Source organism: Runella sp. CRIBMP (genome assembly GCF_009905605.1).
Lineage (GTDB): Bacteria > Bacteroidota > Bacteroidia > Cytophagales > Spirosomataceae > Runella.
In genome coordinates, this window is record NZ_JAAAKZ010000002.1 from 160,246 (window position 1) to 176,795 (window position 16,550).

At 45.1% G+C, this 16,550-nt stretch carries 14 protein-coding genes and 1 tRNA gene; 7 read left to right on the forward strand and 8 right to left on the reverse strand.

What is annotated here, in order from left to right; genetic code table 11:
- Positions 1–32: 32 nt before the first annotated feature.
- Complete coding sequence (locus GVN20_RS05805) at positions 33–1,262, reverse strand: site-specific integrase (protein WP_166557438.1); 1,230 nt, start codon at positions 1,260–1,262, stop codon at positions 33–35.
- 154 nt (positions 1,263–1,416) lie between these two features.
- Positions 1,417–1,490 (reverse strand) — tRNA-Arg (locus GVN20_RS05810).
- 132 nt (positions 1,491–1,622) lie between these two features.
- Between GVN20_RS05810 and galK the strand changes: the two genes are divergently transcribed.
- From galK to GVN20_RS05825, 3 genes are all read left to right on the forward strand, one after another.
- A complete protein-coding gene (gene galK / locus GVN20_RS05815) occupies positions 1,623–2,792 on the forward strand; it encodes a galactokinase (RefSeq protein WP_310586809.1) in 1,170 nt (389 codons plus the stop codon).
- Positions 2,793–2,852: 60 nt separating this feature from the next.
- Positions 2,853–4,493 (forward strand): glycerol-3-phosphate dehydrogenase/oxidase, encoded by a 1,641-nt coding sequence (locus GVN20_RS05820; protein ID WP_166557440.1) that lies wholly within the window; start codon positions 2,853–2,855, stop codon positions 4,491–4,493.
- A 136-nt stretch (positions 4,494–4,629) separates the two neighbouring features.
- Complete coding sequence (locus GVN20_RS05825) at positions 4,630–4,950, forward strand: heavy metal-binding domain-containing protein (RefSeq protein ID WP_114065682.1); 321 nt, start codon at positions 4,630–4,632, stop codon at positions 4,948–4,950.
- Between the two features lie 83 nt (positions 4,951–5,033).
- On the opposite strand, the gene GVN20_RS05830 is transcribed toward GVN20_RS05825, so the two are convergent.
- On the reverse strand, positions 5,034–5,531 hold the full coding sequence (locus GVN20_RS05830; protein ID WP_206023210.1) for a phosphoribosyltransferase family protein: 498 nt from the start codon (positions 5,529–5,531) through the stop codon (positions 5,034–5,036).
- 98 nt (positions 5,532–5,629) lie between these two features.
- Here GVN20_RS05830 and GVN20_RS05835 point away from each other — a divergent pair, with 98 nt between their 5' ends.
- Complete coding sequence (locus GVN20_RS05835; protein WP_166557442.1) at positions 5,630–6,046, forward strand: DUF4783 domain-containing protein; 417 nt, start codon at positions 5,630–5,632, stop codon at positions 6,044–6,046.
- 79 nt (positions 6,047–6,125) lie between these two features.
- Here GVN20_RS05835 and GVN20_RS05840 read toward each other — a convergent pair whose 3' ends face one another.
- The gene (locus GVN20_RS05840) at positions 6,126–6,962 is read right to left on the reverse strand and encodes a hypothetical protein (RefSeq protein WP_166557443.1); all 837 of its coding nucleotides are present in this window, start codon (positions 6,960–6,962) and stop codon (positions 6,126–6,128) included.
- Between the two features lie 76 nt (positions 6,963–7,038).
- On the opposite strand from GVN20_RS05840, the gene GVN20_RS05845 reads away from it, so the two are divergent.
- Positions 7,039–7,932, forward strand: coding sequence for a pyridoxal-phosphate dependent enzyme (locus GVN20_RS05845; protein ID WP_310586810.1), 894 nt, complete (start codon positions 7,039–7,041; stop codon positions 7,930–7,932).
- A 55-nt stretch (positions 7,933–7,987) separates the two neighbouring features.
- On the opposite strand, the gene GVN20_RS05850 is transcribed toward GVN20_RS05845, so the two are convergent.
- The 4 genes from GVN20_RS05850 to rpsT all read right to left on the reverse strand — a co-directional run bounded on the left by GVN20_RS05850 (position 7,988) and on the right by rpsT (position 11,328).
- Complete coding sequence (locus GVN20_RS05850) at positions 7,988–8,527, reverse strand: DUF6580 family putative transport protein (RefSeq protein WP_166557445.1); 540 nt, start codon at positions 8,525–8,527, stop codon at positions 7,988–7,990.
- Between the two features lie 249 nt (positions 8,528–8,776).
- A complete protein-coding gene (locus tag GVN20_RS05855; protein ID WP_166557446.1) occupies positions 8,777–9,595 on the reverse strand; it encodes a purine-nucleoside phosphorylase in 819 nt (272 codons plus the stop codon).
- 89 nt (positions 9,596–9,684) lie between these two features.
- Positions 9,685–10,947 carry a WD40 repeat domain-containing protein gene (locus GVN20_RS05860; RefSeq protein WP_166557447.1) on the reverse strand — a complete coding sequence of 421 codons (1,263 nt, stop codon included), beginning with the start codon at positions 10,945–10,947 and terminating at the stop codon, positions 9,685–9,687.
- Positions 10,948–11,064: 117 nt separating this feature from the next.
- The gene (gene rpsT / locus GVN20_RS05865; RefSeq protein WP_114065675.1) at positions 11,065–11,328 is read right to left on the reverse strand and encodes a 30S ribosomal protein S20; all 264 of its coding nucleotides are present in this window, start codon (positions 11,326–11,328) and stop codon (positions 11,065–11,067) included.
- Positions 11,329–11,779: 451 nt separating this feature from the next.
- On the opposite strand from rpsT, the gene GVN20_RS05870 reads away from it, so the two are divergent.
- A complete protein-coding gene (locus tag GVN20_RS05870; protein ID WP_166557448.1) occupies positions 11,780–14,797 on the forward strand; it encodes a tetratricopeptide repeat protein in 3,018 nt (1,005 codons plus the stop codon).
- Positions 14,798–14,847: 50 nt separating this feature from the next.
- Complete coding sequence (locus GVN20_RS05875; protein ID WP_166557449.1) at positions 14,848–16,512, forward strand: TonB-dependent receptor; 1,665 nt, start codon at positions 14,848–14,850, stop codon at positions 16,510–16,512.
- The last annotated feature ends 38 nt before the right edge of the window (positions 16,513–16,550 follow it).

Sequence of the window (16,550 nt, forward strand, 5' to 3'; positions counted from 1 at the left end):
GGCCTGATTCTGAGTTTTTGTATTTATAGAATTTATTCTCCAAAAACCTTAAATACTAAATCATCATTTTCCTCTGGTTCAGCTGCTCCGAAATACCCTTCTGTCACAGAGATGGAACTGTGATCCAGTGAATCGGAAACCACATGCACATCACCCGTGATTTTGCGGGCAATGTTTGCCCAGGTATGCCGTGCCACGTGCATAGACAGTTTCTCCATTCCCAAGTCGCCGGCTATAAACATCAGCTCGTTTCTGATCTGAGAATTCTTGGTGTCTATGATTTTGACAAACTTCGTAGGAGGATAGGCTTTTTCGTCAATGCCTTTCATGAAAGGAAAAACATGATCATCGGAAGGGGTACGTTCCTGCCGATAATACTCCAGAATAGCCAGGGCTTTTGAAATGATTTTACGGGGACGCGCTTTTTTACTTTTTGAGGCCTTATAATAAAGGTAGTTTTTGTTGATTTGTTTCCATTTCAGTTGCAGAACATCCTTTACCCGCATTCCCTGAAGGTAAAACGCAAACAGAAACATGTTTTTGGCATCATGCCTCCTTGAGCCAGGCTTCGTTTCGTAGTTTTCAATGTCTTCGATCTGAAAAGCCTTCAGCCTGGTACGTTGTGATTTTTCCTTTGGCAGGGGATTGTATTCGAGCCAAGGGTTGTCCATGGTGCGGTAATGCTTGGAATTAATGGCATCCTTATACACGGTTTTTAAAAACTTAATGTTGCCGTTGATGGTATTAACCCCGTTGCCGATTTTTTTCAGGTACCGTTCGTAGTTCTTCAGAAACTTATAGGTAATCTCCGGAAACAACAGATCATTCTGACGGCCGTCGCGGCTTTTGCCCAGATGCTCCTTTAGTTTATTGAGCATGCTCTCGCGGCTGAGAATGGTGCCGCCGTTTGCCAGATTCTTAATATAGTTGTCCGCATAGTCCAGGAAACTGTCACCCACGAGCTCACGCTTCAGTGTTCGCTTGATTTCTTTTGAGGTAATGGGAAGATCCTGAGTTTTGGATTTAAGGTAGGTTTGCCTGGCTTCAATGAGTTTAGCCTCCATGACCATGGTAATTTCTGCGGAAAGCCGGTGGCTTTTTCTGACCTCTTTTTTTTCTTTATTCCATTCGGCGGCTTTAACCGAATAGCCGATATCAATATACTTATGTTTCCTGTTTTGAGTAATACGCAGAAGAATGCTTTGGGTTCCGTCTGCTTTTACGTAGCTGTCAAGGGTGTAGTGAAAGGTTACTTTATCCATATCGGTGGAATTTTTGTAACAATCTCTGTAACATTCTCTGTAACATTTTCCGATTCGTGGCGACGCGTGGCGATACGTAAATATACAAAAAGTGCCTTTAAAGTCAATTAAAGGCACTTTTTAAATCGTAATGAATCGTATCGAGTCAGATAAGTGATCCCATTTGGACTCGAACCAAAGACCGACAGATTAGAAATCTGTTGCTCTATCCAACTGAGCTATGGGACCGTTTTTAAATCTGACCGCAAAAGTAAGCCTTTTATGGGTTTTTGGCAACAATCCTGTAAAAAATTGTAAAACCCCCGTCAAACTTTCTATTTTTGTGGCCTCAACTGTCTCCCATAAATCATCGTTGTGCCCGTGAATACCTACCCCGATAAGATTGCCGACGCATTTGTGCACGTTTTTGGTAAAAAGCCCTCGTTTATTGTTCGTGCCCCTGGCCGTATCAATTTGATTGGCGAACATACCGATTACAACAACGGGTTTGTACTGCCCGCAGCGATTGACAAGGCCATTTATTTTGCCATTGCTCCCCGTACCGACCGCCTGTGCAAACTCTACGCGGCCGATTTGGATGATGCGTACGAGTTCGCGGTCGATAAACCGCTTAAATCTTCGAAAAGCTGGGCCAACTATCTGATTGGAATGGTCAGCGAGCTAGGCGCAAACGGCCACGTCATTGACAAAGGCTTTGAAGTGGCCTTTGGCGGCGATGTGCCCAACGGGGCGGGGCTTTCATCATCGGCAGCGGTGGAGAGTGGGATGGGCTTTGCGTTGAGTAAAATGTTTGCGCTTAATGTTCCGAGTTTGGAGTTGGCGCTGACTGCCCAACGTGCAGAGCACAATTTTGCGGGGCTACAATGCGGCATTATGGATATGTTTGCCTCAATTCACGGTCAAGAAAATGCGGTTATCCGTCTCGATTGCCGTGATTTGAGTTTTGAATATTTTCCGTTCGATTTGTCTCATTACAAAATAGTACTCTGTAATTCGGGCGTAAAACACACCTTGGCCGAGTCAGCCTACAATACCCGCCGCCTTGAATGTGAAGAAGGCGTGGCGATTTTAAAAGAATTTTACCCCACCATTGAAAGCCTCCGCGATGTAACCTTGGCGCAGGTCGAAAACCATCGGGCCGTGATGCCCGACAATGTTTACCGCCGCTGCCGCTACGTCACGGCTGAGATAGAGCGGGTGGTGGCGGCCTGTGAAGACCTACAAAAGGGTGATTTGGCGGCCTTTGGTCAAAAAATGTACGCTACCCACGAAGGCCTAAGCAAAGACTACGAGGTGAGTTGTGACGAATTGGATTTCTTGGTACAACAGGCACATCAATTGCCCGTTGAAGATGTGCTTGGGTCACGATTGATGGGTGGTGGTTTTGGCGGTTGTACGATTTCAATCGTAAAAACCGAAGCCGTAGACCGTTTTATCGAATCAATGTCGCTCGCTTATGCCAACCAATACCAACGAAGTTTGGGCACCTACGTCGTTACCATTACCGATGGCGTAGGGGTTGTCGCTTAGTTTTATCGCATATACTTATTTACATTATCATTTGGCTTTCCATTATTTACTACCAATTCCATGAACCGTACCCAAGACCTTCAACGACTGCAAAAAGAAACGTTTGATATTTGTATCATTGGTGGAGGGGCCAGTGGAGCGGGTTGTGCGCTGGATGCTGCTCTGCGGGGATTCAAAGTTGCCTTGATTGAAAAAAACGATTTTGCGGCGGAAACTTCCTCAAAATCAACGAAATTGATTCACGGCGGCGTGCGGTATTTGGAGCAAGCCTTTAAAAACCTTGACTTTGCCCAGTTGAAGCAAGTGCGTCACGGGTTGGAAGAGCGGCAGATTGTGTTACAAAATGCCCCGCATCTTGCCCGACCTCTGCCTTTGTTGACGCCCGTGTTTAGTTGGTGGGAAGGACTCTATTTTAGCATTGGTTTGCGGATGTATGATTTTTTTGCCAAAGGCGATTCCTTGCCCAAAAGCAGGTGGTTGAGCAAAAAAGAAACCATGCTGCGGATGCCTTCGTTGGACGCCAAAAAACTCCACAGTGCGGTTCTTTACTTCGACGGTCAGCTTGATGATGCCCGTTATTGCCTGGGCCTTGCCCACGCGGCGGCGGAGGCGGGTGTTGCGGTTGCTAATCATTTGCAATTGATTGATTTTGAGAAAGATAATAGCGGTAAATTGGAAGGAGCCGTGGTATCTTCAACACTAGAGAATGGCGTTGAGCCGTCCTTTTCGATTAAAGCCAAACTTTTTATCAATTGTACGGGGGCCATGGCGGACCATATTCGTCTGAAAGCCAATCCTACGCTTTCTCGTCGGATTCGTCCCAGTAAGGGCGTCCACGTTGTGTTGCCGTATGAAGTCTTGAAAAGTGACGATGCTATGCTGATTCCCAAGACCAGCGATGGTCGGGTGGTGTTTGCCATTCCATTTGAAGGTCAATTATTGCTGGGAACAACCGATACCGACTATACTCAATTGGAGAACGAACCCGTGTTGGAAGAAAAAGAAGTAGAATTTTTGTTGGATACATTGGCACCATATTTGGCCAAGCGCCCCGATAAGAGTCAGGTTAAAGCGGGTTTCGGCGGTTTGCGTCCGTTGTTGGCGGCGTCGGAATCCGATTCTACCAAAAAACTCGTACGCGACCATGAAGTAGAATACGACGAATCTTCCAATCTGCTGAGTCTGTTGGGTGGTAAATGGACGACCTATCGGTACATGGCCAAAGAAACCATCGATAAGGCTGGTGAATTGCTCGGGGCCCAGCGTCCGTGTCTAACGGCCGACCACGTTCTGGTGGGTGGAGAGGACTTTGCTTTTGAGGACTGGAAGATTATTCAAACAGTCTACCGCTTGGCCAAAGACATTGCCAAACATTTGATCCGAAAATATGGTAGCCGGGCCCACAAAGTAGCCCGACTGACGCAGGAAAATATCGTATGGTCGCAGCGTTTGGTAGAAAAATTCCCTTTCATTCAGGCCGAAGTGATTTATCAGGTTCGGGAAGAAATGGCTTGTACGCTACGCGATGTACTGGCGCGGCGGATGCGTCTCGAAATCATGGATTGGGAAGCAACCCAAGAGGCCGTGCCCGTAGTGGCAAACCTGATGGCGCAGGAATTGGGTTGGACGCAAGCTCATAAACAAAAGCAAATCGATGAGTACCTTCAATTGGTGCAGTCGTTTATCAAATCGGCCGAATAAGGGTATTATCCATGCATGTTCATGGATAATTTAATGCGCTAGTAAGGTACAAAGACCGTTGTTCCTGTTTTCTATCGTAACAGTCTTTCAATATGACGTATATTGCATCAACAAATAACCATTCTACGTTACATCGATGCTCATTACTACTACCAACAACATTGAAGGAAAAACAATCACCAAGTACATTGGTTTGGTCAACGGAGAAGCCATAATTGGCGCGAATCTTGTTAAAGATTTTTTTGCAGGAATAAGTGACATTGTGGGGGGGCGCTCGGGTGCTTATGAGCAAGGCCTGCGTGAAGCCAAAAGCATTGCCCTCAAAGAAATGATTGACCAGGCGCAACGGCTGGGGGCCAATGCCATCATCGGGGTAGACCTTGATTTTCAGACCATTGGCGGCAACGGTTCTATGCTTATGGTCAGCGCCAATGGCACGGCCATTGTCTGTGAATAGGTGCGAATGGTCTAAAATTCAGGCATTAAAAATGTATCATCACTTTCGGGTAATGGAAAAAATGCCCGAAAGTGAATGGAAAGTTAGCTCAAATAAACCCCGATTTCATCGCCGGTGAGCTTAACCTGTATGTGTTCGTTTAGGGTGGTACTCAGTGCATAGCCCACGTAATCGGCAAAAATCGGGAATGAATGATGCGCGCGATTGACCATCACGGCTACTTGCAAGCGTTTTAAAGATACCCCAAGAAAGGGCGAAAGGCTGTAAGCCAGTGTGCGCCCTGTATTCAGTACATCGTCGACCACAATGATGACTTTTCTGCTCAGGAGTTGTTTATCTAAATCAAACTGAACGGGGCTGGTGTGCGGATCGTCTTTGTTGAGGTCGATTTGCATAAGATGAACCTTCAATTGGGATATTTCTTTTAAGAAAATTTCCAACAACCGCGCCATTTCGTATCCTTCTCCCTTAATCCCTGCTAATACTACGCTTTCTTCCTCGAAATTTTTTTCATAAATCTCAAAAGCAATGCGTTTGATTTTTTGGAGCGTTTGGTCGGACGAAAGGATTGTTTTATGCATGGACATTTTGCGTTGATGCTTTTTTTGAGATTGAATTTGAGTTTGGCACAATTTTAGCCAACTACTACTTGAAATCAAACTCAAATGGCTCATTCATTATGAAAATTTTCAGAAATATATTTTTGGTACTACTAATTGGAGGTGCAATGTGTGGATTTACGTCAATCGGGAACCGAGAGGCCGAAATTGCCGAGTTGATCAAAGGTTCCATCAAAACGGGGAATGCTCATACGTTGGCGGATCACTTCGAGCATAACCTAGAATTAGTGATTGATGCCGAACGAGTGGATTTCCGTCGAGTTGGTGAGGCTCAGGCGGAGCTAATTCTGAAAAATTTCTTTAAAAAATATCCCCCAAAGGACTTTAAGTATGGTTTTCAAGGTACGGCTTCAACAGTGCGTTATTGCACCGCAACTTATCAAGCCGTCAATGGGAATAAATTTCAGGTATATATTCTGATGAGAGTTACCAAAAAAGACTACCGAATCAATACCCTGCATTTTAAGAAAGAGTAGGAAATCGAAAATAAAAAGAGGGCGCTGGAATTCGGAATGTATTTTCCTGAATCCAGCGCCCTTTCGTTTTTGATAAGGCTTATTTGATTACAAAATTGCTTTCTTTGATGCCTTTGTTGATTTTCACGGATTGCACTTCCTCTTTTGACGAGAATTGCCCGTTGCCTTGTTCGCGGGTGTACGGAATTTTTACCCCGTTGCCATCCTTAATTTCTTTGTAATTACTGAATGTAACATTCATCATGCCGCCGCCCATACCGCGCTGCCCGCCCCCAGGTCGTTGCCCGTCTTGACCGCCAGGCGCTTGTCCCTGTCCAGTTCCTGGCCCGCCGCCTGGTTGTCCTTGCGGGCGTTGGCCACCGCCTCTCATTCCTTCCATATTGGCCATTCTTTTTACTTTTAAGCCACTTTCAACGTCAAAGAATTCGCTCCATTTTCTTCCTTCAGGAATTTCAAAGTCTACTTTCCACGCGTCTTTGCCATTTACGGCTTCTTTGCCAGCAACTGTTTTTATAATGCCGTATTCTGCATAAAGCAATTCAGGAAATGGAACATTTTGTAAAATCTGGGCGATGGCATCTTTGCCCTCGGCTACCCGATTGTTTGTATTGCCGCCAAATCCCGACACGGTTTCGACCTTTGCCCCATCGCTGGTAGAACGCATTATTTCGTTACCCATCATGTACCTGACCGATGAGAATTTGTTGGGTTTCTTTACCTTGATTTCAGCTTCCATGGTGCCGCGTTGGGTTTCGGCGGCGGTTCCGATGGTCAGGTCCTCGATTTTAGCGATGGCATCTTTGCCGCCAATGGCCGAAAGGTACTTATCAATGATGGCGTCGGCGGTAGGGGTATCCTGTGCCGAAACATTGAGCATGACCCCAAAAAATAACAGGGTTGAAAATATTTTTTTCATGATTGTATTAGGATGAGTGAAAAGTGTTAAAACTTGCGTTTGAAACAAACAAATGTACATAAAACCAAATGTTATTGTGAGTAGAGTAGATAGATTTTGGGAAAATGCCGCCCAATCTCCCCTTCAAATCGTTCAACTGCCTTTATTCACCGAGCATGGGGTTAGGGTCTACATGAAAAGGGATGATTTGCTGCACCCATTCGTATCGGGGAATAAGTGGCGTAAACTAAAATACAACCTTCGGGAAGCAGAAAGACTGGGCTTTAAGCGGCTTGTAACTTTTGGTGGGGCCTATTCCAATCATATTGCGGCGGTTGCGGCGGCGGGTCAGGCCATGGGCTTCGAAACGCTAGGAATTATCAGGGGCGATGAACTTCATGCCGACTCAAACCAAACCTTGCAATTTGCGTCTCATTGCGGAATGCACCTGCAATTTGTCAGCCGGACCGCGTACCGTGACAAAGAATTGTTGATTAGTCAATTTGGCGACAATTCATACTTTCTTCCCGAAGGCGGCTCCAATCAATTGGCAATAAAAGGAGTACGTGAAGCGGTAGAAGAGATTCAGTCCCAACTTGCTGCTCCCGTTGATTATTTTTGTTCGGCTTTTGGTACAGGCGGCACTTCGGCTGGATTGCTATCGGCCGCCGTATCGGCTAAAGTACTGGTTTTTTCAAGTTTGAAAATTAAAAAGCGCGAAGTAGAAGCGCACCTAGCGGCATTTGTTCCGCTGCATAACAAAACGTGGGAGATTTTTACGGACTATCATTTTGGGGGGTACGGAAAAGAAACCGAAGAACTTAACCAGTTCATCGACGACTTTGAGCAGAAAACCACCATACCCTTAGAACAGGTTTATACGGGAAAGATGATGTATGGGGTGGTGGACTTGGTACGAAAAGGTTTTTTTAACCAGGGAGATGTCGTTGTAGTTTTACATTCGGGAGGGCTACAAGGTAAAAGAAAATAGCTCCGAAGATCGGAGCTATTTGTCTACCTATTAACAGCCATGAAAACAAATATTTTTATGCCACGGTGGGCTTGAAAGCAATTTTATTAATTTGATAAAATGAACCAAAGAGCAAGGAAGTATAAAATAAGTCTCCCATGATTGTGTTCAAAAATAAGTTACCAAATAATGTTTGTTGGTAAAAGGCCAATCCCGCGGAGTAGCAGGCGATTAATCCCAGTCCTGTTTGTGGATACATGCTACCTCCAAACCACACAAAAAAGTTTGTAATTAAAAAGAACGAGATGGACGCCACCAAACTTGAAACAAACAGGCGGCTCATGGTCACTTTTTTCAAGTAAACTAAACCAAAAACGGTAATAAGTGCAAAAGAAAGGTAGGTAGGGAGAGATGGGTTACCAAGGAGGGCATCGCTTAAAAGCATAGCCGCTGCCGGAATCATGAATGCAAATAATTTGCGATTAAATTGTGCAGCACCAAATAGGGCAATCGCTCCAATAGGAGTGAAATTGAACGGATGGGGTACTATCCGAGAAAGTGCAGCTACTACTATAAGTATAACTACTGTACTAAATCTCGACACACTTAAATTCATGACTGTAGTAAAACGTTCTCTCAATATTACGTATTGTTAAATTTTCTTTTGTCCCTTTTATATCGAACTTGGGTGTAAAGATAAAATGATATTTTTTAAAAATGCAAGAAGTGACCAAAAAAAACGATAAAAATTCGTAAAAATTAAACCAATGTCTTTTGATTGTCTCAAAATGAGACTTTAAAGGTTTTTTAAGTCAAAACGGGTTGGGCGTTTTTAATACAAATATGTTTTTTAAATAGTAAAATATCAGGTGTGAATCAATTCTTTGATGATGAAGGTCATGTGGGGTTCTGCTTTGTAAGCGGCGGCCAGTATCTTCTGAATTTCAGCTTTTTCAAGTTGTTCAGGAATGCACATATCCGTAATGACCGAAATACCAACCACTGGCAAATCCATGTGGCGGGCCACAATCACTTCTGGGACGGTGCTCATCCCCACGGCATCTGCACCCAATAATCGCAGCATCCGGTACTCGGCTTTGGTTTCTAGTTGTGGACCGGTTACACTTGCATACACGCCTGCGTGGGCCCGAATTCCGTTGGCTTGGGCAATTTGGAGTGCTTTCTCAACCAACGTCGTTTCGTAAGGTTCGCTCATGTCGGGAAAGCGGTCACCGAGGGTAGAAAGGTTGGGGCCAATGAGCGGATTTTCAGGCAAGAAGAGGCTGATATGGTCGTTGATGATCATCAAGTCGCTCACCTGATAGTTTTCATTGAGTCCACCCGCTGCATTTGAAACGATTAATTGCTGGATTCCTAAAAATTTCATGACCCTGATGGGAAACGTCACTTGCTGCATTGAATAGCCTTCGTAATAGTGAAAGCGCCCCTGCATACAAATTACTTTTTTACCAACCAGCGTTCCAAAGAGTAAGCGCCCTTTGTGTGATTCGACGGTTGAGATGGGAAAATGGGGAATGTTTTCGTAGTCAATACTGTACTCAATGTCAATATCTTGTACCAAAGCCCCCAAACCCGTACCCAAGATGATTCCGGTGGTTGGCGTAAAGTGTTGCGTTTGTTGCTGAAGAAATTCGGTCGCTTCTTGTATTTGTTGTAATGTCATGGAAAAAGGGGATGAGAATGGGCAAAAATAAGAAAGGGAAGCCGCTTCATCAAGAAACGACTTCCCTTTTAGGGTTGTAATATCCTTAATTAAGGAATGATTTTTACGGTATAGCAACCTTTAGGGGCGCTGATTTTGGCGAGTTGTTTGGTCAGGGCTGGGGTTCCACCTTTGGTGACTTTAAAAAACTCAATTCCACCATTACGATTGCCATAGTCAAAATATTCGTATAACGAAACGGCCACATTGTCGCCTGTTTTATCAAAAATGACACTTTCAGGGGCAATGCCATCCAAGTCGTAATCGGCTACTTTTGCCATTTTTCCGTCTTTTGCCAAGGTTAACAACGAAAGGGTTGCTTTGCCAACGTTGCCTTCCCAAGGTTGAGCCGAAGCATTCTTGTTGGCTGTTACGATGGTGGTTCCGTCGGGGCTGATGCTAAAGCTTTCAGCGCCGATTCCTACGGCCGTTGAACCGAGAACTTTATGTTCAGCGGTTTTTGGATCTTCGGCGGTTGTATTGAACTGAATGGCTGTCAACTCGCTGGCAGCTGAGCCATCCTTCAAATCTGAAACAATAAATAAGGTACCATCGGGCGTAAACGCGCCTGGGCCAGGTTTTCCCGTAATTTTTGCGGGGGTACCAAAGGGCTCAAACGTAGCAATTTTGTTTTGCGCGTTACGCTTGGCTTTGAAAAGCCAGATTTCTTTGGTCTCTTCTACCGTAATGGCCACAAATTCGCCGTCGGGGTGCCACGTAACGTCCGTTGCCCGGGCATTTTGGAGGTTCAACGCGATGGGCACGTTCCGGGTAGGAAGACCACCCGCACCGATTTCAAATAATCGTAATTCTTTGCCGGTTTCTTCCGAAGTAATCAGCAGGTTGCTGCCCAGCATATCAACGGCCGTTGGGTTTTTACCCACGGGTACTTTACGGGCCGTAGGTTTGGCCAAGTTTGAGATGTCTACGATGTACATGGTACTACCAGCGGGCAACTCAGCAATACTTTTTACGCTTTTTAAACTGTCGGTCGTCTGGGCCCTAGATTCAATCACGTACGCATATCGACCATCCGAAGTAATGGTGGCGTTGCGGGTCCATCCAAAAGCGGAGTTAGGAACGGGCGATGAGCCCACTTCCTGACCCTGTTTAATTGGGAGAGGATAAACGGTCAATGCATCTTTTACGCCAACTTGTTTTAATAATTTGCCGTCTACACTTGCCGAGGCGGCCATGTCGCCATCAGATAGGGCTACAATACCGCGGGCATTAAACTCAATGGTGGGTTTTTGGGCCAAGGCAGTTGTTACACTCAACAATGCCATACCCAATGTTGCACTCAAGTTTTTCATGGAATTTTACAGTGGTTTCAGGTTATACAACGATTTGATTCAATAGTTAATTTTGCATAAATACAAAAAAACCTTCAAAACTACTCGCTTTGAAGGTTTTTATAAAACAAAAAAGAACTAAGCAGTGGCTGCAAGACCATTTACGTATCTTGCTAACTTCGATTTGAGGTTACCTGCTTTGTTTTTATGAATGATGTTTTTCTTCGCTAATTTATCCAACATAGATGACACCGTTTTGTAAAGTTCTGATGCCACAACCTGGTCTTTAGTATCGCGCAGTTTGCGAACCATGGTACGGGTTGTTTTGTGTTGGTAACGGTTTCTAAGGCGTTTTGTTTCGTTGGCCCGAATTCTCTTTAATGCTGACTTATGATTTGCCATTGGTTTATTGTAAAATATATATTGTCTTGATTTCTACAAAAGGAGCGCAAAAATACAGCCTCTCATCTAAAAAAACAAGTTTTTATTGAAATTTGTGGCCTGAAATTCATTTCACGCATTTTATGAAGCAGAAGGGATTCCTCCCCGCTAGAGTTGACGTCCTTAGGAAGGTTGATTTATGTAACACTAATTGGTTGGTGGCGGATTTTTCGTGAGCATTAAATAGTGGTGAGTAGGGTCTTTTCTTGTAAATCAAGACGGAGAAATTGCCCCTGCGCTACGTGGGTGAAAAACGACTCATTTTCGACCCAAACTAGGTTTTTTTTTGCCCCCAACGCTGGTATATAAAAAGGCTATTGTATACGTTTTACGCGTGGTTTTTCGTTCTTTGGCAAAATTATCAGAATAACTTATTAGTATTGCGTAACTGAAGAAACCTAATTCCCTCATCATGCTTTTAAGACGCAGCGTTCTTCCACTCTCCATTTGTTTCTTTTTATTTATCCGGGTAAATGCCCAAAATACCCTCGGATACACCGAGGCCGACGTACATTATCGTAATGGCGTAGAGCTATTCGAAAAATCAAATTATTCGGCCGCCAAACAAGAGTTCAGGTATTATTTAGAGAAACGGCCCGCTTTGCTCAATACCAACGACTACACGGCCGTAAACGCCGAATATTACACGACCTTGTGCGCACTGTATGCCGATGCCCCCGAAGCGGAGTTGGCCGTGGATCGTTTTGTGCGAAACCACCCAGAGCATCCCAAAGCGGCGGTGATTTACAGCGATTTAGGGAAATACTACTTTGACCGGGGAGATTATTCAAACGCCGTTACCTACCTGACCAAAGCACTCGAACGCAGTGCTAATTACTACGCCGCCGCCGAAACCCGCTATAAGTTGGGCCTGTCGTATTATAGTTTAAAACAATACAATGCGGCCTTGCAGTACTTTGCCGAAGTACAACGCGACCCTACAAGCGATTATTTTGCCCCGTCTTCGTATTATGCGGGGGTAATTCAATACCAAAACGGGAAGTACATGGATGCGTATCGTAGTTTCAAAAGCATCGAGACAAATCCGCAGTTCAAAGCTGATATTCCCAACTGGATTGTGGCTTCGCTGTATCAAGCGGAGCGTTATGATGAACTTATTGCTTATTCGGAGCCGTTGTTGCGTCGTCAGCAAGGGGGTGGTGTGAAACTCAATGACGTGGCACTTTACACCGCTGAGGTATATTATGGGAAAGGCAATTATGCCGAGGCTGCCAAAAATTACGCCTTGTATTCGCAATTGAAAGGACGGGAAACCGCCGCCCCCGCGCCAGTTCAGTTTAGGTATGGTCATTCCCTTTTTCGTACGGGTAACTATACGGGTGCCATTGATCAATTAAAAACCGTTTCGACCCGGAAAGATACAACGGGTCAGTTTGCATCTTACGTCATTGGAATTAGCCATTTACAAAACAAAAATCCGCAGGCGGCGTTGACGGCGCTGGATAATTCATCTAAATTGGCGTTTAATAAAAACATTCAGGAAGAATCAACCTTCAACCACGCCAAAGTGCAGCTTGAACTGAATAACCATTCGGCTGCTTTTACAGAATTACAGGAGTTTCTGAAAAAATACCCCAATAGCAGCTTTGAAGAAGAAGCCACTAAGCTGTCCATTTTGTCGCTGACCAAATCCAACAACAGTGCGGCGGCGGTGGCGTACATTGAAAAACTGAAAAAATTGGACGATGCCACCAAAGCCGCATATCAGCGCCAAACCATGAATTTGGGCATTGCCGACTTTAATGCCGAGCGCTATGCCCAATCCATCGTTAATTTCGATAAATCCCTTAAATATCCCATTGACCGTGACATTGAACAAGCCGCTAATTTTCAAAAAGGGGAAGCTTTTTCGGCCATGAATCGCTATGGCGAAGCCATTCCCATTTATCAGCAGCTGGTTCGTGGCAGTTCAGGTTCTCCTTACGGCATTCGTAGTCTTTATTCGTTAGGATACGCCTATTATAACACCAAAGACTACAAATCTGCCCTGACTAATTTCCAGCAATACGTTGCCAAAGGAAAAACGGTCGGCGACCCACAGACCCTCGAAGATGCTACGATTCGAATCGCGGATTCTTACCTGACGGATAAAAACTACGCACAGGCAATGGCCATGTACGACAAAGCGCTTAGTGAAGGCCGTTTAGACCGCGATTATGCCTTGTATCAAAAAGGGTTGATTCTCACGTATCAGGAAAAAGACGTAGAAGCCAAGGCCCAATTCGATAAGGTGATTGCTCAATTCCCGACGTCGCGGTACGCCGATGATGCCCTTTTTCAATCGGCCAACATTGACATGGAACGGGCAAACTACCAAGCCGCCATTCGGGCTTACAGCCGCCTGATCAAAGACAAACCGCGTAGCTACCTGATTCCGCCTTCTCTTTTAAAACGGGCGTTGGCTTACAATAACATTCAGGTGTACGAAGAAGCCGTGCGCGATTACAAACGTATTTTGAGTGAGTATTCAGACGCTCCAGCGGCCAAAGAAGCCTTGTTGGGGCTGCAGTCTACGCTCGAAAATGCGGGACGGACCGAGGAAATGTCGGATGTGCTTTCTGACTACAAACGTAAAAATCCGCAAAGTACCGAAACCGAAAAATTGGAATTTGAAACGGCCAAAGGATTGTACGCCGATGGAAAGTATCCCCAAGCCCTCAAAGCCCTGCAAAGTTTTATCCGGGATTACCCCAACAGCGCATCGGCCACGGAAGCACGGTATTTGGCGGGAGAAAGTTTTTATCGTTCCAACGATTTCCCCAATGCCATCAAATTGTTTAACATGGTCATTGGGGAGTCAGACGAGCGGTTTACTCCCAAAGCGGCCTTACGGGCGGGAGATATTGAAAACCAACTGGGAAATTATCCCAATGCGGTGCGTAATTATTACGTAGTGTTTGCGCAGTCAGAGAGTAAAACCGACCGGGTAACGGGATTGATGCGATTGATGGATACTTACTTTGTGATGAAGAAATACGATTCGACCCTGTATTTTGCCCGTGAAGTGATTAACGCGGGAGACGTCATTCCGGGTTCAACCAAAAAAGCCCAAATGCAAACCGCGAAAGTGTACATTGAAAAAGAAGACTACAAGACTGCCGATGCCGAATTGAAGAAAATTTTGGCGGTTTCCAAGGATGAGTTTGGGGCAGAAGCGAAGTATTGGGCCTCCGACGCCCTATATCGCCAGCAAAAATACAAAGAAGCTCAGGCGTCGGTGATGGAATTGAATAAGCAATTTGCCGACTATGAAAAGTGGCGGGTAAGGGCCTTTATCTTATTGGCCGATGTATATGTGGGATTGAAAGACCCCGATCAGGCAAAAGCCACGCTCCAATCAGTGATTGAAAACACCGATGATGCGCAAGCCCTCGAACTGGCCAAGGCAAAATTGGCCGCATTACAATAACCCACACCGCATATACAGGAAACGGATAACCCAATCGAAACGGACAAACGATGAAAAAAATACTCGTATCACTCTTAGTCAGCCAGTCACTATATACCTTTCTTTCCCAAGATGTTTTGGCCCAAAAACCAACGGGCGAGATTGACAGTCAGACGTTTGAAATTGAAAAAAAGAAAAAAATTGAATTGCCACCGGCCAACCGCCTGTACAATAAATTGCAGCCGTTTACCAACGAGGACGACGACCGAAAGTTAAATTATGAATTTCGAGCTCCCAAACTTACCCTTGGTGCCCCAAAGATGACCCCCAATGTGTTGCCCGTCAACGGAAATGAGAAACCCGAAGAAGACGGTAACCTGCAAAATTATGTAAAACTCGGCGGGGGCAATTATGGTAAGGTGTACGGCGAAGGATTCATGGGGGGGCAAACCGAAGACCTTGGGTATGATGTTCATTTTAAACATCTTTCCAATCAAACGGGGCCCGTAGACGGGAAAAATTCGGCCAATAGTGAAAACCGCTTGAAAATCAACGGCCAGTATTTGGGCAGTACATTTAAGTTGGGGGGGACGCTTTTTTATGACCGCGACAATTATTATTTCTACGCCAACCGCAACCAGCCCAACGCCGAAGTTCAAAAGGCAAACATTCGCCAAACGCTCAACACCTTTGGTCTTCAGGTAGGATTTGAAAATATTGACAACAACAAATTCATTGACTACGCGCTCAAAACCTCTTTGTATCGTTTGAGCGACCGCTACAATGCGGGCGAAACCGACTGGGGAACCAATTTCTCGGGTTCGATTCCGATTACCGAAAATATATTTGCGCTGCTGAACGCCGATGCCTTTGTTTCACAGCGGGTCGATGCCGAAACTTTTAAGCGCAACTTGTTCAGCATCAAGCCTGCGTTCAAATTTGCTTATAATGCGTTCACGGTAACGGCGGCATTCAAAGCCGTCAACGAAACTGACGATCGCCTTAAAATAAACCGTACCGTTGGATTCCCGCAGTTGGAAGTGGATGCTGTTCCTTTTAACGGAGTTCATATTTTTGCGGGTTACGGGGGAGATATGAGCCGTAACACGCTCCGCTCATTATTGGGCGAAAACCGCTGGTTAGCCCCCAATGTGACCATTGCCAATACCGAACGAAGCCGAGACATCTACGGCGGGTTAAAAGGAGAAGTGGGACCCTCGTTTCAATTTGAGGGGAAAGTATCATACGCATTGTTTAAGAATTTTTACGGATTTAACAATGATTGGCTAGATTCGACCAAGTTTGCCGTCGTGTATGATGCCGATTATATCAACGTGCTGACGGTTTCGGCCCAGGTAGGCTACCAATACCAAAACATTGTTCGTTCTACCTTGCGCGGTGATTTTTATGATTACGGAGTCAAACGCCTCGAACAGCCTTGGGGGCGTCCAACGACCACGGTCACGTGGAATAACCACTTTGTTTTCAGCAAAAAAATGTTCGCGACCATCGACGCCTATTATATCGGCGGAATCAAAAATCGGAACTTTCTGACGGGAAAAACCGTAGCCTTGAAACCCATTGTAGATTTGAATTTGAAGGTGGATTATCTGCTGACGCGCAACTTTTCTATCTTTGCCTCGGTCAACAATTTGCTGGGCAAAAGCTACGAGCGGTATTTGTATTATCCGCAACAGGGCCTTAATTTCTTAGCTGGATTATCGCTCCAGTTCTAAATAAAAAAACTTTTGCAGAAGCAGATGCGTCAGAGCGT